General features: G+C 73.8%; 25 protein-coding genes. 11 read left to right on the plus strand and 14 right to left on the minus strand.

The features are described from left to right. The first annotated feature begins 717 nt into the window (after nucleotides 1-717). Nucleotides 718-1116, plus strand: coding sequence for a lipocalin/fatty-acid binding family protein (locus ACIOHG_RS09985; protein ID WP_400947680.1), 399 nt, complete (start codon nucleotides 718-720; stop codon nucleotides 1114-1116). 664 nt (nucleotides 1117-1780) lie between these two features. On the opposite strand, the gene ACIOHG_RS09990 is transcribed toward ACIOHG_RS09985, so the two are convergent. The 4 genes from ACIOHG_RS09990 to ACIOHG_RS10005 all read right to left on the minus strand — a co-directional run bounded on the left by ACIOHG_RS09990 (nucleotide 1781) and on the right by ACIOHG_RS10005 (nucleotide 3556). Then, nucleotides 1781-2215, minus strand: coding sequence for a cytidine deaminase (locus tag ACIOHG_RS09990; RefSeq protein WP_400947682.1), 435 nt, complete (start codon nucleotides 2213-2215; stop codon nucleotides 1781-1783). A gap of 147 nt (nucleotides 2216-2362) precedes the next feature. Continuing rightward, nucleotides 2363-2743: a VOC family protein gene (locus ACIOHG_RS09995; protein ID WP_400947685.1), complete on the minus strand. Its 381-nt coding sequence runs from the start codon at nucleotides 2741-2743 to the stop codon at nucleotides 2363-2365. 58 nt (nucleotides 2744-2801) lie between these two features. After that, nucleotides 2802-3068, minus strand: a complete 267-nt coding sequence (locus ACIOHG_RS10000) for an e9imm peptide (RefSeq protein ID WP_400947688.1) — start codon at nucleotides 3066-3068, stop codon at nucleotides 2802-2804. After that, nucleotides 3065-3556 carry a MarR family transcriptional regulator gene (locus ACIOHG_RS10005; protein WP_400947690.1) on the minus strand — a complete coding sequence of 164 codons (492 nt, stop codon included), beginning with the start codon at nucleotides 3554-3556 and terminating at the stop codon, nucleotides 3065-3067. The genes ACIOHG_RS10000 and ACIOHG_RS10005 overlap by 4 nt, the downstream gene beginning before the upstream one ends. 109 nt (nucleotides 3557-3665) lie before the next feature. On the opposite strand from ACIOHG_RS10005, the gene ACIOHG_RS10010 reads away from it, so the two are divergent. Next, nucleotides 3666-4037 (plus strand): HGxxPAAW family protein, encoded by a 372-nt coding sequence (locus ACIOHG_RS10010; protein WP_400947692.1) that lies wholly within the window; start codon nucleotides 3666-3668, stop codon nucleotides 4035-4037. Nucleotides 4038-4074: 37 nt separating this feature from the next. After that, nucleotides 4075-4776, plus strand: a complete 702-nt coding sequence (locus tag ACIOHG_RS10015) for an IMP cyclohydrolase (RefSeq protein WP_400947695.1) — start codon at nucleotides 4075-4077, stop codon at nucleotides 4774-4776. A gap of 109 nt (nucleotides 4777-4885) precedes the next feature. On the opposite strand, the gene ACIOHG_RS10020 is transcribed toward ACIOHG_RS10015, so the two are convergent. Next, entirely contained in the window at nucleotides 4886-5047 is a 162-nt protein-coding gene (locus ACIOHG_RS10020; protein ID WP_400947697.1) for a hypothetical protein, read from the minus strand. 468 nt (nucleotides 5048-5515) lie between these two features. Here ACIOHG_RS10020 and ACIOHG_RS10025 point away from each other — a divergent pair, with 468 nt between their 5' ends. Both ACIOHG_RS10025 and ACIOHG_RS10030 read left to right on the plus strand, forming a co-directional pair. After that, a complete protein-coding gene (locus ACIOHG_RS10025) occupies nucleotides 5516-5719 on the plus strand; it encodes a cold-shock protein (RefSeq protein WP_030916923.1) in 204 nt (67 codons plus the stop codon). Between the two features lie 127 nt (nucleotides 5720-5846). Beyond that, nucleotides 5847-7226, plus strand: a complete 1380-nt coding sequence (locus ACIOHG_RS10030) for a DEAD/DEAH box helicase (RefSeq protein WP_400947699.1) — start codon at nucleotides 5847-5849, stop codon at nucleotides 7224-7226. Between the two features lie 281 nt (nucleotides 7227-7507). Here the strand turns inward: ACIOHG_RS10030 and ACIOHG_RS10035 are convergent, their stop codons facing one another. The 4 genes from ACIOHG_RS10035 to ACIOHG_RS10050 all read right to left on the minus strand — a co-directional run bounded on the left by ACIOHG_RS10035 (nucleotide 7508) and on the right by ACIOHG_RS10050 (nucleotide 12619). Further along, nucleotides 7508-8899, minus strand: coding sequence for an NAD(P)/FAD-dependent oxidoreductase (locus ACIOHG_RS10035; RefSeq protein WP_400947701.1), 1392 nt, complete (start codon nucleotides 8897-8899; stop codon nucleotides 7508-7510). 81 nt (nucleotides 8900-8980) lie between these two features. Then, nucleotides 8981-9349 (minus strand): cupin domain-containing protein, encoded by a 369-nt coding sequence (locus ACIOHG_RS10040; protein ID WP_400947704.1) that lies wholly within the window; start codon nucleotides 9347-9349, stop codon nucleotides 8981-8983. Next, nucleotides 9346-10863, minus strand: a complete 1518-nt coding sequence (locus tag ACIOHG_RS10045) for an APC family permease (protein ID WP_400947706.1) — start codon at nucleotides 10861-10863, stop codon at nucleotides 9346-9348. Before ACIOHG_RS10045 ends, ACIOHG_RS10040 begins: the two co-directional genes overlap by 4 nt. 280 nt (nucleotides 10864-11143) lie before the next feature. Beyond that, the gene (locus ACIOHG_RS10050; protein WP_400947708.1) at nucleotides 11144-12619 is read right to left on the minus strand and encodes a PHB depolymerase family esterase; all 1476 of its coding nucleotides are present in this window, start codon (nucleotides 12617-12619) and stop codon (nucleotides 11144-11146) included. A gap of 305 nt (nucleotides 12620-12924) precedes the next feature. Between ACIOHG_RS10050 and ACIOHG_RS10055 the strand changes: the two genes are divergently transcribed. Both ACIOHG_RS10055 and ACIOHG_RS10060 read left to right on the plus strand, forming a co-directional pair. Next, nucleotides 12925-14040, plus strand: a complete 1116-nt coding sequence (locus tag ACIOHG_RS10055; protein WP_400947710.1) for a PP2C family protein-serine/threonine phosphatase — start codon at nucleotides 12925-12927, stop codon at nucleotides 14038-14040. 94 nt (nucleotides 14041-14134) lie between these two features. Continuing rightward, nucleotides 14135-15157, plus strand: coding sequence for a 2-dehydropantoate 2-reductase (locus tag ACIOHG_RS10060; protein ID WP_400947713.1), 1023 nt, complete (start codon nucleotides 14135-14137; stop codon nucleotides 15155-15157). A 4-nt stretch (nucleotides 15158-15161) separates the two neighbouring features. On the opposite strand, the gene ACIOHG_RS10065 is transcribed toward ACIOHG_RS10060, so the two are convergent. Continuing rightward, nucleotides 15162-15608 carry a hypothetical protein gene (locus tag ACIOHG_RS10065; RefSeq protein WP_400947715.1) on the minus strand — a complete coding sequence of 149 codons (447 nt, stop codon included), beginning with the start codon at nucleotides 15606-15608 and terminating at the stop codon, nucleotides 15162-15164. A 125-nt stretch (nucleotides 15609-15733) separates the two neighbouring features. Here ACIOHG_RS10065 and ACIOHG_RS10070 point away from each other — a divergent pair, with 125 nt between their 5' ends. Further along, nucleotides 15734-16546: a phosphotransferase family protein gene (locus ACIOHG_RS10070; protein ID WP_400947718.1), complete on the plus strand. Its 813-nt coding sequence runs from the start codon at nucleotides 15734-15736 to the stop codon at nucleotides 16544-16546. A 7-nt stretch (nucleotides 16547-16553) separates the two neighbouring features. On the opposite strand, the gene ACIOHG_RS10075 is transcribed toward ACIOHG_RS10070, so the two are convergent. The 3 genes from ACIOHG_RS10075 to ACIOHG_RS10085 all read right to left on the minus strand — a co-directional run bounded on the left by ACIOHG_RS10075 (nucleotide 16554) and on the right by ACIOHG_RS10085 (nucleotide 18970). Further along, nucleotides 16554-17474 (minus strand): GNAT family N-acetyltransferase, encoded by a 921-nt coding sequence (locus ACIOHG_RS10075; RefSeq protein ID WP_400947721.1) that lies wholly within the window; start codon nucleotides 17472-17474, stop codon nucleotides 16554-16556. A 93-nt stretch (nucleotides 17475-17567) separates the two neighbouring features. After that, nucleotides 17568-18278: an HAD family hydrolase gene (locus ACIOHG_RS10080; RefSeq protein ID WP_400947723.1), complete on the minus strand. Its 711-nt coding sequence runs from the start codon at nucleotides 18276-18278 to the stop codon at nucleotides 17568-17570. A gap of 152 nt (nucleotides 18279-18430) precedes the next feature. After that, on the minus strand, nucleotides 18431-18970 hold the full coding sequence (locus ACIOHG_RS10085) for a GNAT family N-acetyltransferase (RefSeq protein ID WP_400947726.1): 540 nt from the start codon (nucleotides 18968-18970) through the stop codon (nucleotides 18431-18433). 397 nt (nucleotides 18971-19367) lie between these two features. On the opposite strand from ACIOHG_RS10085, the gene ACIOHG_RS10090 reads away from it, so the two are divergent. From ACIOHG_RS10090 to ACIOHG_RS10100, 3 genes are all read left to right on the plus strand, one after another. After that, the gene (locus ACIOHG_RS10090; protein WP_400947728.1) at nucleotides 19368-19916 is read left to right on the plus strand and encodes a SigE family RNA polymerase sigma factor; all 549 of its coding nucleotides are present in this window, start codon (nucleotides 19368-19370) and stop codon (nucleotides 19914-19916) included. Next, nucleotides 19913-20479 (plus strand): PASTA domain-containing protein, encoded by a 567-nt coding sequence (locus ACIOHG_RS10095; protein WP_400947730.1) that lies wholly within the window; start codon nucleotides 19913-19915, stop codon nucleotides 20477-20479. The genes ACIOHG_RS10090 and ACIOHG_RS10095 overlap by 4 nt, the downstream gene beginning before the upstream one ends. Before the next feature lie 373 nt (nucleotides 20480-20852). Beyond that, nucleotides 20853-21158, plus strand: coding sequence for a hypothetical protein (locus tag ACIOHG_RS10100; RefSeq protein ID WP_400947732.1), 306 nt, complete (start codon nucleotides 20853-20855; stop codon nucleotides 21156-21158). A 670-nt stretch (nucleotides 21159-21828) separates the two neighbouring features. Here the strand turns inward: ACIOHG_RS10100 and ACIOHG_RS10105 are convergent. Next, the gene (locus ACIOHG_RS10105; RefSeq protein WP_400947734.1) at nucleotides 21829-22443 is read right to left on the minus strand and encodes a hypothetical protein; all 615 of its coding nucleotides are present in this window, start codon (nucleotides 22441-22443) and stop codon (nucleotides 21829-21831) included. Nucleotides 22444-22464: the final 21 nt, after the last annotated feature.

Here is a 22464-nt window from a genome sequence, read left to right on the forward strand (position 1 = left end):
AGCGGACGAAGCCGCTCCCACTGACCATCAGTCAGATCACCCCTACTCCCCATAGCCGCATCAACGACTCAACTGATCGGCAGGACACGGCCTAGGACGTTTCGTTCGGATCATCGGAAGGAACGGGCCAGGGATTGTCCGGGCAGTGATGCGGCCGCGTCGTGCGCGGGTCGTCGGTCGAGGGATTGTCCGGAGGCTTCCGGGAGAAGCGCTGGCGGATCAATTCCAGGACTCCTCCGACGAGGACAACTGCGGCGAGCACCGCCCACAGGCCCTGCCCGACCGCGGCGGCCGGGAGGCCGAGGTGGAGCAGTCCGATCCCGGCGCCACCGGTCAACCCACGGTCACCAGCACAAGCGCGAGCAGCAGGTCCAGCACCCGGAGCACCATCCGGCCATCGTCCTGAAAGCCCCGCCCCCGCATCATGAGTACGAGTACTCACTGCCGCTCCCGTGAACACGACCGGCACGGCGGCAGCCGAGCAGCGCCCGTCCCGCCGATGCCCGTCCGCGGTACCCCGCTCCCGGAGCCTCGCGGACACCCCGGCCCCCGACCCGACCCGGTGGTCCGAAAGACCGGCCCCGGAAGGCTGATGAAGATCCTGCCCAGGCCGATCCCTGGAAAACCCCTCCCTCCGCTGACCTGCGCCTATAGCGTGATCGGCAACGACCGCGCGCCTTCCGCGCGACGATCCCACTCACCAGGAGCGACACCACCATGAGCAGCGTCACGGGCAAGTTCGAGATGGCCAGTAGCGATGCCTACTACGACGCCTACCTCAAGGCGATCGGTGTGGGCATGATCCAGCGCAACCTCGCGGTCAAGGCCAACCCGACCGAGGAGATCACCGAGGCCTACGGCCGCTACACCTTGAAGACCCTCACCGCACTGAAGAACACGGAGATCAACTTCGTTCTCGGGGAGGAGTTCGACGAGGAGACGTTCGACGGCCGCAAGGCCCGCAGCACGGTCACCCAGGACGGGGCGAAGCTCGTCCAGGTGCAGAAGTACGGCGACGTCGAGGCCACGATCGTGCGGACGTTCTCCGACACGAGCATGGAGGTCACCTACTCGGGCAAGGACGTGACCTCCGTCCGGACTTTCCGCCGTCTCTGAAAGGCCCGTGGTCGGGGATCTCCTGATTCACCGGGTCAAGGTCCGTGCCACGCCGAACACGGCCTACAGTTGACGGACGACTGCGCGCCCCGGGGCGATACGGCGGCGTTCGACGCCCGCCTCGACCGCCTCGGCGTCGTCGGCGTCGTCGGTGCTCACGTTGCGGGCCGTCAGGCGGTCTTGGAACTGCGTCTTGCCGATGGCGCCTCCACACTGCCCTCACTCACCCCCAGCGCACGCGGACCCTCGCGCGCTCACGCCCGGCCGACCCGGCCGAGCCCGCGACCTGGAAGATTCGTGGAGATCTTTGGCTCTGGTCCCGTCGTACGGGCGGCGGGGCCGGACTCCTGCCGGTGGTGAGGGGGCATGGGCCGGGGAGACGGTTGGGCCGGATGTGCGGGAGACCTGCCGGGAGTTGGTCCCGGTGGGGAGCGTGTTCGCGTTCCTGGCCGAGCACCAGGGTGAACTGTTCCCGGCGGCGACGTTCGCGGACCTGTACCCGTCGTCGCCCGGCTCGTCCAGCAAGGCAACCGCAGACTCAGCTGCCGCGGCACCCTCGAGAACGACACCTGGCACCTCGCCCCCACCACCTGACCAAGGGGGCCCACCCGGCCCGCCCCGACAATCCCTCTGCCAATCCCTCGGCAAGACCTTCATCGGCCCGCTAGCCGCCCTCGTACGGCCACACGTCGTCGGGGAACACCCGGGCGAACCAGTGCGGCTGGACGTCCCGCAGGCGCAGCGTGCGCCATTGCGTCGGGTCCTCGGGCAGCGGCACCCCGACCTCGACGTCGGGGCCGTACGCGAACAGCCGCTCCTGGCAGACCCCGCAGGGGGCGAGCACCCAGAATCCGCGCCCGTCGTCGGCGGCCGTCACGCAGACCGAGGCGACCACCCGCCGCCCCCGCTTGTACGCCTCGCAGATCGCACCGGTCTCGTGGCAGAGCCGCACCGCGTTGTTGGGCGGCTCGGGCGCGGTACTGGTGAGCACCGTCCCGTCGTCCAACCGCAGCGCGGCGGCCCCGGCCCAGTCCTGCCCGGGGAAGCGACGGCGGGTCAGTTCGATCGCGGCGTCCACGAGTTCCCGGTCAACGGCCATGCGGGGCACCCTACCGGCCCGGGAAACCGCTTGCCCACGAACGGGCCCGCCGTCCCCAATGCACGGATCACGGATCACGGATCACCGCACCGGCGAGCCGCTCGGCGCGGGCACCTGACGGTCCTTCACCTGCCACGGCCGGTGCCGTCAGCCCTGCCGGTTCCGGTCCTCGGTGCTGCGCAGGACGCAGAACTCGTTGCCCTCGGGGTCGGCGAGGACGGCCCAGCCGCTGCCGTCGGGGGCGCGGCGGTCGGCGACCAGGGTGGCGCCGAGGGCGAGCAGGCGGTCGACCTCCCGGTCGCGGGTGGTGTCGGGGCGCAGGCAGAGGTGCACCCGGTTCTTGACGGTCTTCGGTTCGGGCACCCGGTTGAAGTACAGCACCGGCCCGCCCGGCAGCTCGATCGCCGTCTCCGCCGCTCCGGGCCGGTCCGCCGGATCGGTCGGGGCCCCCGTCACCAGGCTCCAGAACCGGGCCAGTCCGTAGGGGTCCGCACAGTCGATCGCCACGTTCTGCACCATCGAGACCATGCGGACGATCCTCCCCCATCCCGGTCCGTCCGGCCGCCGCCGACCCGCCCGGCCCCGGTCAGAGCGCGATCGGGCGGTACCGGAGCGCCTCCTCGACGATCCGTTCGGCGGGGGCGTCGAGCAGGTGGGCGGGCGGGTGGAAGATCAGGTCGGCGGCCCGGGGGTGGGTGACGTTGGCCTGGAACAGGCGGAGGCAGTGGTCGGCCTCCGGGTCGCCGTCGAGTATCCGGCGGACGAGCTCGACCAGTTCCGCCCGCCGCTCCGTGCTCGGGATCGTGCCACCCGCCCCGGGCGTCTCCGGCCTCTCCGGCGTCTCCGGCCTCACCGTTCGTCGGCCGGTTCGCGGACCTCGGCGAGCGAGTCGGCCATCGCGGCCCGGGCCCGGGTGAACCAGTCGGCGAGGACGGCGACTTCGTCGGGGGTGTAGTCGGCGAACAGGGCGCCGAGCCGGGCGTAGAAGGGGCCGTAGACCCGGAGGATGCGGTCCTGGGCGTCGGGCGCCATGGTGACGCGGACCCGGCGGCGGTCGCCGGGGTCGGGCTCGCGGCGGGCGTAGCCGGCCTTCTCCAGGCGGTTGAGGACGCCGGTGACGGCGCCGGTGGTGAGTTGGGCGCGTTCGGCGAGGTCGCCGGCGGCGAGGGGCTGTCCCTGCTGGGCGGCCTCGATCACGAAGCCGAGGCAGGTCAGGTCGGTGACGTTGAGGCCGAGCCGGGCGGCGATGTCCTGCTGCCCGAACTGGGCGAGGGCGATCATCCGGTCCATCGCCTGCAGGGCCTGGTCGGCGGACGCCGGGGGGCGCGGCTTGCCCTTCACCCGAGATCTCCTTAGCATCTAAGTTACTTAGCTCGTGAGATAAGCCTTCTCGGCCGCCCCGAGCCCCTTCCCGTATCCGTATCCGCCCCATCACACCAAACGAGGACGCATGAGCGCACACGGCGATCACGACATGGGCCACACCGTGGCGGGCTGGACGGGCACCGCGCTCGGCCTGCTCTCCTCGCTCGTCGCGGGCGCGGGCCTGGTCCTGGCCTCCGCGCCCGTGCTGTGGACGGGGGTCGCGCTGGCCCCGGCGGCCGCCCTCACCACCTGGGTGCTGCACCTGTCCGGCCGGGGCAAGCCCACCGGCCCGCGCCCGCCGCACCTGCGGCACTGGCGCACCCGCGACCCGCACGCCCGCCACGGCCATCCGGACTGCCTGGGCTGCCGCCTCGCCGGGCGCCCCCGCCCGGCCCCGGCCGCCACCGGTACCACCACCCACCCCGCCGCCGGGTCCGTCCCCGTCCGGCTGGGATGATCATCGGCATCCGACCGTCCCGCGAAAGGACCGGCCCGTGCCGAACGCCCTGCCCGACCTCACCGACGTGCTGGCCGCCCACCCGTACCCGGGGCGCGGCGTCCTGCGCTGCCGCACCGCCGACGGGGCGTCACTCGCCGGGTACTTCCTGACCGGCCGCAGTCCGGCCTCCCGGGCCCGGGCCCTGCGGTCCACCCCGGACGGCGCGCTGACCGTGGTGCCGACCGATGTCCGGGCGCACGACGACCTGCGGCACTACCAGGCGGTACGGCGGGCCGCCGGCCTGGTGGTGTACGGCAACGGCGAGCAGGTGGCCGCGGTCGCCGACCGGCTGGCGGCGGGGCTCTCCCCCGCCGAGGCGCTCGACGGGCTGGACTACGAGCCCGACCCGCCGATCTTCACGCCCCGCCTGACGGTGGTCGCCGACCCGCGCGAGGACGGCCCGACCTGGTGCGGCGCGGCCCGCCACAGCGCCGCCGCCCGTTCCGGCACCGACCGCCTCCAGCTGCGCCTGCCCGCCCTGCTCCCGGGCGAGGGCGTGCTGCTGACCACCTATCAGGGGGCCCTCGCCGCCCCCGCCACCGGCGCCCCGTACCTGGAGGCCGCGACCCCGTACGCCGACGCCGCCCACCTCCTCGACGCCCTGTGGTCCGCCCTCCCGCCCGGCCTGCGCGTCGCCGCGGCCGTCTTCGCCCCGGCCGCCTTCCCGGAGGTCCTGCTCCGCCACGCCACCGACTGACGCCCGGCCGGTGGCGGCCGGCATCAGGGTCGGGCGTCAAGGTCGGGCGTCCGGAGTCAGGGGGCCGGAGTCAGGGGGCCGGGGCTCGGGGTCAGAGGGTGAATCGGGGTCAGAGGGTGAACATGCCGGTGTAGGGCTGGACGATGCGCTCCTGCCGTGCTCCGAAGTCGACCAGCACGGCGTCCTCGCTCTCGACCACGATGACCCGGCCGAGGCCGTAGGCGTCGTGGGTGACGCGGTCGCCGAGGGCGAAATGCTTGCGCGGTGCCACGGCCCGGGGCTTGAAGGGGCTGCTGGGGAGGTGTCGGGGGACTGCTTCAGATTTTTTCATCCTGCCCAGTATGCGCCGTCGGAGGGGGCCGTGGGGACTCCCCGGACGGCAAAATCCGGCGCGACCCGAAGTTCCGGGCGCGCCGGACCGGATTTTTCTCCTCCGGCTGCCGCCCGGGCCAACTTTCCCGCCGGGCAAGGGTGTTGCGCCGGGCTGCCGGCCGCAGCCGGACCGCCCGGGGGCCGCTCGGCGAAATCCGGGGCGAAATGTCCGCCCGCGGCGACTCCCGGGCTGCTACAGTCGATGGAAGTTGCAGTAGTGGTTCCCATGAACTTTGTGTGCGCCTGCTGATGTTTCGCGGGCGCATTTCTGTTTCCGGATCTTTTTCCGGGCGGGCGCTCATCGCCTGTGACTCGGCGCCCGCATCATGCGGGCACCGGACAGTCCACCTAGAAGGAGATCTCCAACATGGCCAACGGCACTGTGAAGTGGTTCAACGCGGAAAAGGGCTTCGGCTTCATCGAGCAGGAGGGTGGCGGCCCGGACGTGTTCGCCCACTACTCGAACATCAACGCCAGCGGTTTCCGCGAGCTGCTCGAGGGCCAGAAGGTCGAGTTCGACGTCACGCAGGGCCAGAAGGGCCCGCAGGCCGAGAACATTCGCCCGCTGTAATTCCACTGGCCGGCGCCAGCCGGACAGCGAGGGCCCGCACCGCGTGCACGATCACCCGGTGCGGGCCCTCGGCGTTCCGCCACCACGCCTTGCCCCGCGTGCCGCCCGCCCCGAGGAAGGCCCTCGCATGAACCGTTCCGGTCCCCCGCCGCACCGGCACCCCGCCGCCGAGCCCGCCGGGTCCTTCGAGCCCGCCGAGCCCTTCGAGCCCGCCGCGCCCGTCGAGTCCTTCGACGCCCTGGAGCTGCCGGCCGAGCTGCTGCGGGTCCTGGCCCGGCGGGGCGTCACCACGCCCTTCCCGATCCAGGCGGCCACCCTGCCGAGCTCGCTGGCCGGGCGCGACGTGCTGGGGCGGGGCCGGACCGGCTCGGGCAAGACGCTCGCGTTCGGCCTCGCCCTGCTGGCGCGCACCGCCGGGCGGCAGGCCGAGCCGCGGTCCCCGCTGGCCCTGGTCCTGGTCCCGACCCGGGAGCTGGCCCAGCAGGTCACCGAGGCGCTCACCCCCTACGCCCAGGCGCTGTCCCTCCGGCTGGCCACCGTGGTCGGCGGGGTGCCGGTCCGTCGGCAGGCCCAGACGCTGAACCGCGGGGCGGAGGTCGTGGTCGCCACCCCGGGCCGGCTCGCGGACCTGATCGAGCGCCGGCTCTGCCGACTGGACGCCGTCGGCGTCACCGTCCTCGACGAGGCCGACCGGATGGCCGACATGGGCTTCCTGCCCGCGGTCACCGCCTTCCTGGAGCAGGTCCCCGGCGGCGGCCAGACGCTGCTGTTCTCCGCGACCCTGGACCGGCACGTCGACCAGCTGGTGCGGCGCTTCCTGACCGACCCGGTCTCGCACGCGGTGGACCCGGCCGCGGCGGCGGTCGGCACCATGGAGCACCACGTCCTGCACGTGCAGAGCGCCGACAAGAGCGCCGCCATCGCCCACATCGCCTCCCGCGACGGCCGGGTGATCATGTTCACCGACACCAGGCGCGGCGCGGACCACCTGGTCGAGGCGCTGCTCTCGAAGGGCGTGAAGGCGGCGGCCCTGCACAGCGGCAAGTCCCAGCCGCAGCGCACCCGCACCCTGGAGCAGTTCCGCACCGGCCAGGTCGCCGCCCTGGTCGCGACGGACGTCGCCGCCCGCGGCATCCACGTCGACGGCCTCGACCTGGTCGTCAACCTGGAGCCGCCGGTCGACCACAAGGACTACCTGCACCGCGGCGGCCGCACCGCCCGGGCCGGCGAGTCCGGCACCGTGGTCACCCTGGTGCTGCCCAACCAGCGGCGCGGGACCACCCGCATGATGAGCGCGGCCGGCATCACCCCCATCACCACCAAGGTCCGCGCGGGCGACCCGGAACTCACCCGGATCACCGGCGCCCGGGTCCCCACCGGCGTCCCCGTCACGATCCCCGACCCCATCGTCGAACGCCCCCGCCGCGACCGGGCGACCGCCCGGACCCGCTACGCCCGCCCCGCCGCCGGAACCCGCAGCTCCACCCCCCGGCCGCCCCGCGGCTGACCGCCGACGCGGCACGCCGCCGGGGTCAGGGCCGCCAGGTAGTCGGCGTACAGCTGCCGCCGCTGCTCGGCCCACCGCTCCCGGCGGCCGCGCCGGGCCCGCGCGGTGTCCGCGACGAAAGTCGCCCCGAGGCCGATTCCCGCCCCCAGCAAGGTACTTGCGGCTGTCCCCCACTCCATGCCGTCGACTGTACGCCGCGCCGGACCGCCGAACCGCGGGAACGCCGGCGGCCGCCCGCGGGGGAACAGGTGCGGGCGGCCGGGGCGGGTGGTGACGGGGTGTCAGCTGTCGAAGCCGAGGCCCAGCTTGTCCATGGTCTTGAGCCAGAGGTTGCGGCGGCCGGCGTTGCGGTCGGCGCGGTCCAGCGACCACTTGGTGAGGCCGATGCCGGCCCAGCGGACGGGCTCGGGCGGGAACGGGAGGGGCTTGCGGCGGACCATGTCGAGCGCGGTGCGCTCGGTGGGCTTCCCGGCGAGCAGGTCGAGCATGACCTCCGCGCCGAAGCGGGTCGCGCCGACGCCGAGCCCGGTGTAGCCCGCGGCGAGCGCCACCTTGCCGTGGTAGGCGGTGTCGAAGAAGGCCGAGAACCGGGTGCAGGTGTCGATCGCGCCGCCCCAGGCGTGGGTGAAGCGCAGGCCGTCGAGCTGCGGGAAGGTCCGGAAGAAGTGCCGGGCCAGGGTCCGGTAGGTCTCCGGGCGCTGGTCGTACTCGGCGCGGACCTTGGCGCCGTAGTGGTAGATCGCGTCGTAGCCGCCCCACAGGATCCGGTTGTCGGCGGAGATCCGGTAGTAGTGGAACTGGTTGGCGCTGTCGCCGATGCCCTGCCGGCCCTGCCAGCCGACCGAGGCGAGCTGGGCGTCCGTCAGGGGCTCGGTCATCAGCGCGTAGTCGTAGACCGGCACCGTGTAGGGGCGGATGCGCTTGACCAGCGACGGGAAGACGTTGGTGCCGAGGGCGACCCGGCGGGCGGCGACCCGGCCGTAGGGGGTGCGGACGGCCATGCCGCCGCCGGTCTCGGCGAGGTCGAGGGCCGGGGTGTGCTCGTGGATCCGGACGCCGAGGTCCGCGCAGGCCCGCTTGAGGCCCCAGGCGAGCTTGGCGGGGTGGACCATGGCCACGCCGTCCTTGTCCCAGAGCGCGCCGAGGTAGGTCGGCGAGTCGACCTGGGCGCGCACCGCGTCGGCGTCCAGGAACTCGTAGTCGCCGTACTGGCGGGCGGTCTCGTAGAACTCGTGCAGCTCCTCGACCTGGTAGGGCTCGGTGGCGACGTCGAGTTCGCCGGTGCGCTCCCAGTCGCAGTCGATGCCGTACGTGGTGACGGCGTCCTCGATGGACTGCAGGTTGCGGGCGCCGAGCTGCTCCAGCGCGGCCATCTCGTCGGGCCAGCGCTCCAGGCCGTTGCCGAGGCCGTGGGTGAGGCTGGCGGCGCAGAAGCCGCCGTTGCGGCCGGAGGCGGCCCAGCCGATCTCCTTGGCCTCGATCAGGACGACGTCGCGGGAGGGGTCGCGCTCCTTGGCGATCAGCGCGGTCCACAGGCCGCTGTAGCCGCCGCCGACCACCAGCAGGTCGCAGCGGGTGTCCCCGACGAGGGCCGAGTCGGCGTCCGGACGGCCGGGGTCCTCCAGCCAGAACGGGGTGGGCCTGGCATCCCGCAGGGCGTGTACGGGGTCCATGTTCTCGGTTCCTTGCCTAGGGTTCGGCCCGGCCGCGAGGGGAGGGGCGGCCGGGCCGTTCGGTGCTTCAGCTGTCTGCGGTCACAGGTCCTCGGCCGCGTCCGGGCCGAGGTTGATGGTGTAGACCTTGCGGAGCGTCTCGTGGACCGTCCAGGTGGTCCGGTCGCCCTCGCGGAGCACGGCCAGGTCGCCGGGGCCGAGCTCCAGGACGGGGCCGTCCTCGAAGGCGACGGTGGCCCGGCCGCTGAGGACGACGAACATCTCGTCGGCCTCGGTGTCGGTGACCACCCCGGGGGTGATCTGCCAGATCCCGCAGATCTGGCGGCCGTCGGCGGACTCCCGGACCACCTTGCCGGTGACCTCGGGCGTGCCGGAGACGATCTGCCCGGGGTCGAGCGGCTCGGGCTCCAGTTCGGCGTCCGGGACGTGCAGGACGAAGCTGTCGATCATGCCTCGACGCTATCCGCCGCGGGGCCGTCGACGGCCCTGTCAGTGTGCGTCGAGTCCGGGTGTGCGCCTGACACCTCGTAGACGGTCCGCGTGTCGCCGGCACCGACGACGGCTGCCGTCCCGGGGCTGAGGCCGGCCTTGTCGGCGGCGGCGGAGGCGCGGGCGGCCTTGCGCAGCGAGAGCAGCGGGTAGAGCAGCAGCGAGCCGGCGACGATGTACAGGCAGTACCGGACGGACTTGGCGCCCTCCTCGTCGTACTGCGAGATCGCGGCCCAGACGCTGACGGCGGTCAGGCAGACGGTGATCAGGCCGATGCTCCACCAGCCGCCGGGGATCTTGTAGGGGCGCTCCAGTTCGGGTTCGCGGATGCGCAGCACGATGAGGGCGGCGACCTCCAGCAGGATGCCGATGTTGGTGAGGAAGACGTCGAAGATCACCAGGTCGGAGAAGCTGGAGAAGCAGAACAGCGCGTAGATGACCGAGGAGCCGATGATCGAGGCGATCGGCATCTTGTAGCGCTTGCTCTCCTTGGAGACCCACTTGGGCAGGTAGCCGTCGTGCGAGAGCGCGGAGGGCAGCCGGGAGTAGGAGGCGAGCAGCGCGGAGAACATCGCCACCGAGGCGAACAGGCCGCCGATGGTGACGACGTACTGCAGCCAGGTCCCGCCGAGTTCGGCGGCGATGTCGGGGAACGCGCCTTCCTTCCAGCTCTTCCACCCGGCGTCGCCGTCGGCGCCGACGGCGAGCGCGGCCAGCGAGGGCAGCAGGTAGCCGACGACGATCAGCAGGACGGCCCAGAGCAGCGCCCGGGGCAGGTGCTTCTTCGGGTTCTCCATCTCGCCGGCCACGGTGGAGACGGAGTCCCAGCCGGAGTAGTTCCACATCACGATGAACAGGCCGGAGCCGAAGGCGTCCCAGGTGGACTGGCCCTGTTCGGCGGTGAACGAGGAGACCGGGTTGGTGCCTTCGGTGATCAGCTGGTAGGCGCCGACGGCGGTGAGGACCACCATCGGGGTGAGGCAGATCAGTGCGAAGGCCACCGAGGAGTCGCCGACCCAGCCCGCGCCCATCATGTTCAGCAGGGTGAAGATCAGGATGACCCCGGCGCAGATCACCCAGTTCAGGTCGACCTGGATGTCCCGCCAGAGGTGGAACTCGAAGAACACGTGCTTGCCGGGGGCGACCGCCCCGATCAGGCTGGACAGGTACGAGGTGAACATGACCGGGTAGAGCGCCATGTCGACGAAGCTGCACACCCACTGGAGCAGGCCCTGCTGGAACGCCCAGAACCGGCCGAGGCCGCGCTTGACCCAGTGGTAGTAGCCGCCCTCGACGGGGATCGCGGTGCCGAGCTCGGCGCAGACCAGGGCGTGCGGGATGCTGTAGATCAGCGGGGCGATCAGGATGAGCAGCATGCCCATGCCCGGGCCGGACGTCGAGAACAGCGGTTCGATGCCGTAGGCGCCGCCGGAGACGCTGAAGAAGATCAGGGCGACCAGGGGGACCAGGCTCACGCGCTTGGGCGTTGCCCACCGGGTCTCCGGCGGGGTCATGGGGATGGCGGTCATTTTCACCTTGGCAATCGAATATCGGCGCGGATCTTGCGGGCACGAGTCTTGTCGCCCGTGTGACCTGGGACAATCTTCCAAGCTGTCAGACGTCTTGTTGCACCTCTGACAGAGTGGACCCGCCGGGTCCGTTCCGGGGCCGATCGCCCGTCCCGGACCAGAGCGAGGACGCGGAACGGGCGCGGCGAGGACACGAAACGGACGCGATGACCGGTCTGACGGGGTGTCAGGGGGTGCAGCCGCCGTCGGCGAGGACGTAGTACCCGGCCGAGGTCTCCTTCAGGGTGTGGGTGACGAACAGGTTCCACAGGCCCATGTTCTGGTTCGAGCCGTTGGCGTAGGCGTAGCCGCCGCTCTGGTGGGCCCGTCCGGCGGCGACCTGCTGGTAGTTGTTGTCGGTCCAGCAGGTGGCGGGGTACGTGCTGCCGCCGGTGGTGGTGGCGGTGACGGCGGCGGACGCGGCCCCGGTGGTGCCGGAGGCGTCGACGGCGGCGACGGTGTAGGCGTAGCCGGTGCCGGCGGTCAGGCCGGTGTCGGTGTACGCGGTGCCGGTGGCGCTGCCGGCCCGGGTGCCGTTCCGGTACACGGTGTAGGAGGCGGCGCCGGGCACGGCGTTCCAGGCGAGCGCGGCGGTGCTGTCGGTGGTGGCGGTGACGGCCAGTCCGGCGGGGGCGGGCAGGGTGCCGGGGGTGCCGCCGGTGCCGCCGTCGAGGCCCCAGAACAGGCCGGTCCAGTAGGAGGAGCAGAGGGTGTTGAGGAAGTAGGCGCCGGTCTGCCCGCAGTTCGCGGTGCCGCTGCCGGGGGCGACGGGCAGGCCGTGGCCCATGCCGGAGACGCTGTAGAGCTGGACGGCGGGACGGCCGGTGCTGTCGTTGTAGACGCTGAGGGTGGTGCCGCCGGGGAGCGACTGCGTCGCGGACGCGGTCTGGCCGATGCCCCAGACGTCGGTCCACTGGTCGCGCAGTTCGGTGGCGTTGACGGGGGCGACGGTGGTGTCGGCGGTGCCGTGCCAGATCGCCACCCGCGGCCAGGGGCCGGTCCGGCCGGGGTCGGCGGCGCGCACCTTGTCACCCCACTGGGCGGGCGTCAGGTTCCGGCTGCCGTTCTGGCAGCCGGCGGCGGCGGACTGGGTGGTGGCGCACTGGGCGGGCAGGCCGGAGGCGATCGAGCCGCCCGCGAACACGTCGGGGTAGTCGGCGAGCAGGTCGGCGGCCATCCCGGCGCCCGCCGACAGGCCGGTGACGTAGATCCGGGACGGGTCGGAGCCGTAGGCGGCGACGGCCTTGTCGACCATCTGCTTGACCGACAGCGCCTCGCCGCCGCCCCGGCTGTCCTTGCTGCTGTCGAACCAGGAGAAGCAGGACAGCGCGTTGTTGGCGGCGCCGGTCTGCGGGAGGACCAGGGCGAAGCCCCAGCGGTCGGCGAGCTGCGCCCAACCGGAGTTGTTGTAGTAGTCGGCGGCGGTCTGGGTGCAGCCGTGCAGCGCCACCACCAGCGGCTTGCCGGCCGGCAGCCCGGCGGGGACGTAGCTGTACATGGTGAGGTTGCCGGGGTTGCTGCCGAAGCCGGTGACCTGGACGAGGCCGGCGGCGGAGGCGGGCGGCGCCCCGGCGAGCAGCCCGGCCGCGAGCACGGCAGCGGCCAGGAACGCCTGCACCGCCCTCAGCGCCCTGGCCGCCTTCGTCGTCCTCCTGCTCTTCATGCGGTGTCCGGTCGGTCCCGCCGTGCTGCTGCCTGCGCGTCCTGACATGTGGGGGCTCCGCTCTCTGCGAGGTGCTTCCGGGCCGGCCGGGTGGGGGTGGCCGGGCACGGTTCGCGGTGAATCATCGGCGCGGGCCGGGCGGCGGCCCATGGGGCGGTGCACCACGGGCGGGCCGGGCGGCATGGCGGCGGCGGACATTGAGGCGCCGTCAGATCCTTGATCACCGGCCTGCCGCACCCTCGTGATCACCGGCCTGCCGCGCCTCCCGCACCGGGCCGGGCGCCGGGGGTAGCGTTCGACGGGTCATGCCGACCATCACCGACGAACCGGACCGGCCCGGCGCCCGCCCGTTCCTGACCTCCCTGGTGCGGTTCTCGCCGTTCCTGCTGATCGCCCTGTCGGCGGCGGCGGACGCCGAGACCCCGGCCGGGCAGCGCTACGACCGCTTCGTGGTGGCGGCGCCCGCGCTCGCCGCCGCGACCTGGGGCGCGCTCGGGACGCTGGTGATCGGCGCGCTGGCGGTGGTCGCGGAGATCCTGCTGGCGCTGCTGCGGGACGGCCGGATCGGCGCCTCGGGCACCTCGGTGATCGCGGCGACGGTGACGGTCAGCCTGGCCGCCGCGTACACCGCGGGCATGCGGGTGCGCCGCGAACGGGACCTGGCGCTGGTGCGCTCGGTGGCGCGGACGGCGCAGCAGGTGGTGCTGCGTCCGCTGCCGGACCGGATCGACGGCGTCGACCTGGCGCTGTACTACCGGGCGGCGGCCGCGCAGGCGCAGATCGGCGGCGACCTGTACGAGGCGGTGCGGACGCCGTACGGGGTGCGGATCATCCTGGGCGACGTGCAGGGCAAGGGGCTCCCGGCGGTGGAGACGGCGGCGGCGCTGCTGGGCTCGTTCCGGGAGGCCGCGTACGACGCGCCGGACCTGCCGAAGCTGGCGGGGCGGCTGGAGACCGGGTTGCGGCGCTACGCGGAGCGGGCGTCCTCGCCGGACGCGGCGGAACGGTTCGCCACCGCGGTGCTGCTGGAGATCCCGGTCGACCGGCCGGAGGCGCGGGTGCTGAACTGCGGGCACCCGCCGCCGCTGCTGGTCCGGGCGGACGGGGTGCGGCCGATCGAGCCAGCGGTGCCGCTGCCGCCGCTGAACCTGTCGGCGCTGGTGTCCTCCGACTACCACCCGCAGACGGTGCCGTTCGGGCCCGGCGACCGGGTGCTGCTCTACACCGACGGCGTCAGCGAGACCCGGGACGGGCGTGGCGAGTTCTACCCGCTGGCCGAGCGACTGGCCCGCTGGACGGCGGAGCCCTCCCCCGTGCTGCTCGACCGCCTCCGCCGCGATCTGCACCGCTACGCGGGCGGCCCGGCCGACGACGACGTGGCCGCGCTGGTCGCCGAACGGCACGTGCCCGCGGCGGGCTGACGACCCCTCGGACCGGTGGGACCGGTGCCCGGACTCCCCGCTCCGCCGACCGGACGGTAGCCTCTGGGCCGTGCCGATGTCGAAGGAGCCGCCGGTGTCCGAGGAACGTCCCCTGCCGTTGCGGATCGCCGTGTTCGGCGCGGGCAGCATCGGCTGCCGGCTGGGCGGGGCGCTGGCCGCGAACGCCGACGTGACGCTGGTCGGGCGGGCGGCCGCGATGGCCGAACTCGACCGGGAGGGCCTGACCGTGACCGGGCCGGGCGACCGGCGGCTGCACGCCCGGCCGCGCACCGCGGTGGACGCCTCGGCGGTGGCGGGCGCCGACTACGTACTGGTGACGGTGAAGTCGCCGGGCACGGCGGAGGCGGCCCGGCTGCTGGCCCCGCACCTGTCGCCGGGCGCGGTGGTGCTGAGCTTCCAGAACGGGCTGCACAACGCGGAGGTGCTGCGCGCGGGCCTGCCGGGGCACCGGGTGCTGGCCGGCATGGTGCCGTACAACGTGGTGCGCACCGGCCCGGCCTCGTTCCACCAGGGCACCGAGGGCCGGCTGATGCTCGAACGGGCGGACGCCGCGGCCCGGTTCGGGCGGGTGGCGCGGGCCGCGGGGGTGCCGGTGGAGGCGCGCGCGGACATGCCGCAGGTGCAGGCGGCGAAGCTGCTGCTGAACCTGAACAACGCCGTCAACGCGCTGTCCGGCCTGCCGCTGCGCGAGCAGCTCGGCAGCCGCCCGTACCGGCTGGTGCTGGCCCGCTGCCAGCGCGAGGCGCTGGCGGCGTTCCGGGCGGCGGGCCTGCTGCCGGCCCGGCTGGGGCCGGTGCCCGCGCCGTGGACACCGGCCGTGCTGGGGCTGCCGGACGGGGTGTTCCGCCGGGTCGCGGCGGCGAGCCTGCGGGTGGACGCGCAGGCCAGGTCCTCGATGTGGGAGGACCTGCGGCGCGGCCGCCCGACCGAGATCGACGAACTGCAGGGCGAGGTGGTGGCCCTGGCGGAGCGGCACGGCCTGCCGGCCCCGGCCAACCGCCGCCTGCACGCCCTGGTCCGGGCCGCCGAGGCGGCGCAGGAGCCGCCGCGCTGGTCGGGCCCGGACCTGCTGGCCGCCCTCGACCGGGAGGACTGAGGGCTCAGCCCCGGCCCGGGTCCGTGATGTCGCCGGTCCGGTTGTTCAGGTTGTCGACCTTGCCGACCAGGAGGGTGAGGCCGTGGGTGCTGCCGGAGATCTGGTTGTGGATGTTGGTGACCTCGACCCGGGTGCCGGGCCCGGGCCGCAGGGTCTCCAGCAGGTCGCGCAGCTCGACGGCGGCGTCGGGGTGCGTGGTGAGGACGGTCAGCAGCCGCTGCTCCCAGTCGCGTTCGACCCGGGCCCGCACCTCGGGCTGCTCCAACTCCTCGGCGTCCAGCAGCTCCGCGTAGTCGACCTCCAGCCGGGCCGCCTCGACCCGGCCCTCCCGCCCCCTGGTCAGCAGTCGGCCGACCCGGTCGCGGACCTGCGCCCACAGGTCGGTCGCCACGGCGCCCGCCATCGCGGTCGCGCCCGCCGCCGCCAGTTCGGCCAGTTCGGTACCCACCATCGCCGTTCCCCCTTCGTCCGTCACAGGTATCTTCCACCTTAGTGATCCGCGCGCCCGTCCGGGGGGCGGGTCCCCCGACCGGGCCGGTTTCCCGGCCCTCGCCCTCCGGGAGCTGACGGACCGCCATGACCTCGCACTGGAGCACCCACGCGGTCGACCTCGGGCCGGACACCGTCCGCAAGCGCTTCCGGCCGGGGGCCGACGGCGAGGCGGCCCGGGAGTGGCGGGCGCTGACCTTGCTGGACCGGTACGCGCCGGGGCTGGCGCCGCGCCCGCTGGCGCGTGCGGACGGCGAGCTGACGATGTCCCGGCTGCCGGGGGTGCCGCTGCGCGGCGGCGCGCTGCCGCCGGAGCGGCTGGACGCGCTGGCCGGGGCGGTGGACCGGCTGCTGCGGGCCGTCCCGCCGGAGGTCGCGGGCCGGCTGCCGGCCCGGCGCTGGGACGTGCCGCACACCGTGGCGGCGATCCGGGCCCGGGCCGGGGCCGCCCCGCCGCCCGCGGACCCGGAGCAGCGCCGCGCCCTCGCCGAGGGCCTGCGCTGGCTGGCGGTCGCCGAACCCGACCTGCGGGCCTACGGGTTGGCGACCCGGCCGGTGCTGGGACAGGCGGACGGCAACCTGGCGAACTTCCTCTGGGACGGGGCGGCCGTCCGGCTGGTCGACTTCGAGGACTCCGGGCGCAGCGACCGCCCGTACGAGCTGGCGGAGTTGCTGGAGCACGTGTCGGCGTGGGTCCACCCGGGGGCGGTGCTGGACGGGGCGGCGCTGGTGGCGCGGTTCGGGCTGTCGGCGGCGGAGTCGCGCCGCCTGCTGGTGTGCCGGCGGCTGTTCGCGCTGCTGTGGCTGGTGCTGCTGGGCGCGGGCCCGGCGGGGTTTCGGGGCAACCCGCCGGACACGGTGTCCCGGCAGGCGGCGCGGCTGCGGGCGCTGCTGGGCTGACGCCCGGTCAGTTCGCGGTGAGGTCCTTGCCGACGACACTGGTGGTGCGGCGCACCGTCATGCCGATCTTCAGGTAGAGGTCGAGCGCGCCGGTGCCGGAGTGCGTCCAGAGCGTGCCGTGGGTGAGTCCGGCGCGCCGGCAGGCGGCGAAGCTGTACCGGAGCAGGTGGCGGGCGATGCCGCGGTGGCGGAACTCGCGGTCGACGGCGAGGGTCTGCACGTAGCCGTCGGTGCGGCCGGGGCGTTCCAGCGCGAGCAGCAGGCCGGCCAGGCGGCCGTCGACGAAGGCGAGCGGGGAGCGCTCGGGGGCGAAGGTGGCGCGGTGCAGGTGGAAGGCCGCCCACTCCTCGAAGGGCTTGGGGCGCTCCTGCCAGTCCGCGAACGCCGCCTCGCCCAGCCGGTGGGCGGCCCGCTCGTCGGCCGGGTCGCCGGCCCGGATCGGGCGGACCGTCACCCCGTCGGGCGGGGGCGGGAGTTCCACGTCGTCGAGCGGGATCTCCAGCAGCCAGTTGGTGACCTTCGGCCGGTAGCCGTGGGCGTGCAGCAGCGCGGTGGCGGCCGGGTCGAGGTCCTCGACGGTCTGGGTGAGGGCGGTGTCGCCGCGTTCCCGGGCCCGCCGTTCGGTCCAGTCGAGCAGCGCGCTGCCCAGGCCCCGGCCCCGGTGGGCGGGGTGCACCTCGACGCCGGTGCGGCGGTCGGTCCAGGCCCAGGCGGCGAGCTCCCCGTCGGGGGCCCGGACCAGCAGCACGTCGGCGGCCGGGTCGAGGCCGTCCCGCTTCAGGACGATGTCGAGCGCGCCGGGGTCGACGGCCTCGGTGAGACCGAGCGCGGCCCGGCCGGCGGTGACCAGGTCGTGCAGCCGGGGCCGGTCGGCCGGCGGGTCGATCGGGTGTGCGGTGTAGCCGGCGGGCAGGTGCGGTGCGGCCATGCGGTGTTCCCCCTCGGTGGTGTCGACGGTGCTTCCGACGGCGGGCCGGGCAGCCGGTGGGGCGGCGCTCCCGACGAGGCGTCAGGCGGTGGATCAGGCGGTGGGTCGGGCGGCGACGGCGCGCAGCAGGGCGGGCAGGCGGCGCAGGTCGTCGAGCAGGACGGCGCCGGTGCCGGTGCCGGCGGCGGTCAGCGCGGCGCCGGTCGGGCCGCCGGTGTAGCCGTAGCAGCGCATGCCGGCGGCCAGGCCGGCCCGGAGGCCGTTCGGGCTGTCCTCGACCACGGCGCACGCCGCGGGGGCGTGGCCCGTCCGGGCGGCGGCGTGCAGGAAGACGTCGGGGAAGGGCTTGCCCCGGGCGACCTCGCTCGCGCTGAAGATCCGGCCCTCGAACAGCTCGTACAGGCCGGTCCGGCCGAGGGTGTGCCGCATCTTCTCGTGGCTGCCGCTGGAGGCGACGCAGTACGGCAGGTCGAGCCCGGCCAGTGCCTCCACGATGCCGTCGACGGGGGTGAGTTCGGTGTCCACCAGCTCCCGGTGCCGCTGCTCGAAGCGCCGCTCCCATTCGGCGGCGGCCTCGGCGCCGAGCCGGTCGCCGATCTGCTGCCAGATCACGGCGTGCGTCCGCCCGATGAACCGGGCCACCACCTCGTCGGTGGAGATCGGCCAGCCGAGCTGGGCGCCGATCTCCACCTGGAGCCGGACCGCGATCCGCTCGCTGTCCACCAGCACGCCGTCGCAGTCGAAGATCACCAGCTCCACGGGCGCGAGCAGCGGTTCGTCCACGGTCTCCTGAAGGTCTGTCACCGGGGCAGCATAGGCACGGACGGCCCCGCGATCACCCGGTTATTCCCCCGGGGCACGCTCTCCCTGGTGCAGGGGCCGCCTCCCCCGCGTCGGTACGGCTGCACGACCCGGACACCGGCCCGCTGCGCGCCCTGCCCGCCCCGCCGACGCCGCTACGGTCCGACGTAGCGCCACATGTCGCGCGGTTCGCCGCCGACCTGCTGGTGGGCGGGCCGCAGTTCGGCCCGGCGGTAGCCGGACCGTTCGGCGGTGCGCAGCGAGGCGGTGTTCCACGGCTCCACGTGCAACTCCAGCCGGGCGATGCCGAGTTCCTCCCGTGCCCAGCGGGTGACGGCGCGCAGCCCGATCCCGGCGGCGCCCCGGCCGCGGGCCGAGGGGGCCAGCCAGTAGCCGGTGGAGGCGTACCCGCGCAGCGCGAGGTCGGCGACCCACAGCCCGACGTGCCCGACCGGCCGCCCCTCGGGGTCGACCAGCACGAAGGGGTAGCCCGTCCCGATCTCCGTCCGCCGCCACTGCCGCTCCAGGAACACGGCGGCCGCCGCCTCCCCGTACGGCGCGGGCACCGTGGTGATCAGCGGGATGTACGGGTCCGCCGCGGCCTCCCGCAGCAGCTCGGTGTCCGCCTCCCGCCACCCGCGCAGCCGGTACCCGCGCTCGGCCGTCAACTCGGGCATCTCCCTGGGCAGTTCCATGCCGCCCATTCTCCCCCGGCCCGGTGGGCCGTCAGCCGGCCTCGGCCCCGAGGGCCCGGCGGAAGTCCGCCGGGGCGGGGGTGAACTCCCCGGTGGCGGCGTGCAGGGTCGCGCGGTCGATCAGGGGCGGTGGCGAGGGCCGCGGTCTCCTCCGCCAACCGGGCCGGCCCGTCGAGGTAGCGTCGCCTGACGTCGGGGGACCACTCCGCGCCCTCCGCCCCGACCGGCGGGCGCCGGGTCCCGCCCCGACACCGGGCGGCAGCGGCGCGAGGTCCCGGGCCACCCTTCCGTCCCGGCTGTGATTCACGTCACTACCGGCGGCTCGGTGCAGCACTCGGCCCCGTTGCGCCGTCACAGGGGCAGTGATCGGGACGGAACGAGGAGAGGAGGTCGGCAGGTGAGGTTTCGCAGGAGCGGTCCGGGCAACGGATTCACGGAGTTCGTCGCACAGCGGTCGGGAGCGTTGTTCCGCACCGCGTATGCGCTGACCGGTGACGTGCACGTGGCCGAGGATCTGGTGCAGGAGGCGCTGGAGCGGGCGTGCCGACACTGGCGGAAGGTCGCGGTGGCGGACTCGCCGGAGGCGTACGTGCGCAAAGTGCTGGTCAACCTGGCCAACGACCGCTGGCGGCGGCTGTCGCGCCTGGGCGAGCGCCCCGGGCTGTCGGGGGTGCCCGAGACGGCCGACCCCCGGGACCGGGTCGGGCAGGTGGATCTGCGCGCGGAACTGATCGAGGCACTGCTCGGGCTGCCGATGGGCATGCGCAGCGTGGTGGTCCTGTACTACCTGCACGATCTGGACGCCCGGCAGGTCGCCGACGTCCTGGACATCTCTTCGAGTGCGGTGAGGTCCCAGCTCGCCCGCGGCCTGGCCAAGCTGCGCGATTCCGTCTCGGGCGCCCAGGCGTCGCCCACCCCGTCGGCCGCTTTCGGAGGTACGAAGTGAGGAACACGCCGTCCGGACCCGCCCCGTTCGAGCCGGGCCTCGAAGCCGAGCTGCGTGCCGCGGTGGCCTCCTTCGCCGACGGGCCGACGGCGCCGGTCGTCGACGCGGCCGCGATCGAGCGAGTCGTCGGCCGCAGCCGCACCCGACGGACGGTCCTCGGCACCGCTGCGGTGTGCTGCGTGCTGGCGTGCGCCACGGCGGGGTTCTTCGCGCTGAAGCAGCCCAGCGCCTCCCCGTTCCTGCCCGCAGCGGGGAACGGGGCGTGCACCCCGCTCGCCACCGGCGCCCCCCGGAGCGGAGGCGCCAGTCCGACCCCGGCGCAGAAGCAGGAGCAGACCCCGGGAGCGGGCATCGCACTGCCGAACCTGGCCGGCATGCCGGTCGAACAGGCCGGAAGCCTGCTGCGCGGACTCGGACTGAACTGCACGATCATGCAGCACACGGACTGGAACGCCCCCGCCGGGCAGGTGATCAGCAGCGACCCCCGGGGCGGCGCACAATCGGTGGCACCGGGCTCGTCCGTCCTCCTGCTGGTCTCGACCGGCAAACCCGGCAAATCCTGAGCCACCGGGCCCTTCGGCCCGCGCACCGGCAGGACGGCACCCCGTCCTATCCGGGCAGGGGAGCCGCCCGGAGCGGGGGAACGGCTGCGGGAGAACGGCCGCGAGTGGCGGGCTCCGATGCCGTCAGCCGCACAGCTCGTACCGGACGCCGGTCGACCGGCGTCCGGTGGTGCTGACGCCCTGTAGAAAGCAGCGGGTAAAAGAACCCGCTCTCCCTCCCGGAGCGGGAAGGGAGGGCGGGTGGGGGCGTTGCCCCGAGGAGACCTGTCACCAGCAGCCGGGTACCGGCAGCGGCCGAAGACGGGCCGGGGCCCGATGCGTCATTTCGCCTGCCCGTAGATCGCGATCTTGCCTGTCCCCCATGATGGTGCTCATGTCCGGTGAGCCCTTGCACGTGTCCCTTGTTGAGCTGCGCAGGTCGTTCGACCTGCTGCTGAGCCATGTTGAAGCCGCCACGGGGGGTGATTTCGTCGCCCTGGACAAGGACTACTTCTGGTCTGTCCCGTCGAGCGAGCTGTACGACGTTGCGCAGGAGCCGAGCGACCTGACGATCGGGCAGCTCTCCGAGTCCTGGCAGCACCTGACGAATGTGGTCGCTGATCGAGATCGCGCTGTGGGACATCACCTGGTCTGGCTCGCTGACGTCCTGCGGGCGATCGGCCAGAGCCTTCCCCGGTAGGCGCCTCCCCGACCCCGGTCATGATCTTCACGGCCGCAGGGCCGATTGTCGTCGGTAGTGGGAGGCGCGGGCGCGGGCCTGGTGTCTGCGTCGCCGCTGTGACCGGTGAAATCGGTGTCCGAGGGCGTGAACCGGGCCGCCGGGCCGGACCGACAAGGTCGAGCTGGGCCCAGTCGTAGTACCGCTCGCCCTTCGCGCCCGCACCAGCCGACCGCCACTGCCAGGTGCGCTTCGGGATCCGCGCGACCAACGCCTTCGCCTGGAACCTGCCAGCACCCGTGACCACTTGGTGAGTGCTGGAGACCGCCGGCACATAGCCGATCGGGCGAGCTTCCAGCGCGGCCCGCAGGTGGGGGTTGTCACCATAGACGTCGCCGCCCGTCCTCGGGGTCGCGGCGGCGCTCCACCAGCCCTGGTCGGCACTGTCCAGCAGCCGTCCCACGGCGGCGGCCTGAGTGAGCGTGAAGTCCCCGATGCCGGTGGCCGCGCGGATGCGGCGGCGCAGCTTGCCGATCACCGAGCGCACCTGCTGGGAGGCGCGCAGCGCGGAGTCGGGCTCTTCGCTCATGGGGCCGGCGTAGGTATCCCCCGGTGGAATGTACAGTTTTACTGTAGATGTACAGCCGCGCCCGCCCCCGGGCCGTACCCGGCTCAGGCCCCCCGACCCGGCTCAGGTCAGCGGGAGGCCGTACTCCGCGAGCCACTTCCGCAGCTGCTCCCGTTCGGTGCGGACCAGCGAGCCGCCGGTGAAACGCGGGTCGTCGGTGAGCTCGGCGAGGCAGCCGGGCGGCGGAACGAACGTTTCTGCAGCCTCGGCGGAGTCGAACTCGGCTTCGGCGAGCACCAGTCCGCGCAGCGGGCCCTCGAAGGCGTCCACCCCGAGCGGGCCGACGCTCAGCCGGGTCTTCACCAGCTCGGGGCCGTCCAGCGTGGCCAGCAGCAGTTCGTACTCCTCGGGCGAGAGGTACAGGTTGGTGATCAGTCCCTGCACCGCGCCGGTGCTCGCGGCGGACGGTGCCGGGAGCTTCTGGGTCAGCTTGTACGCGCACTCGCCGGTGTCCAGCCGCTCCATCCGGCGCAGCCGCAGCCGGGTACCGGACACGTACCGGTCGGTGATCCGGCGGGCGAGGGTGACGGTGGCCGGCGACGGCGCCCCGGCCAGCAGGAACCGGCGCTCCCGTTCGACCCGCGCGTACTTCCCGGCGGCCGACCCGGGCCACCCGGGCCCGGCCGGAGCCGACTGCCCCGCGCCCTCCGCCGTCCGCTCCTCCGACGACCCGTCCACCGGCTGTTCCTCCGCCCGGAC

Source organism: Kitasatospora sp. NPDC088134 (assembly GCF_044741705.1).
In the GTDB taxonomy this organism is placed as follows: domain Bacteria; phylum Actinomycetota; class Actinomycetes; order Streptomycetales; family Streptomycetaceae; genus Kitasatospora.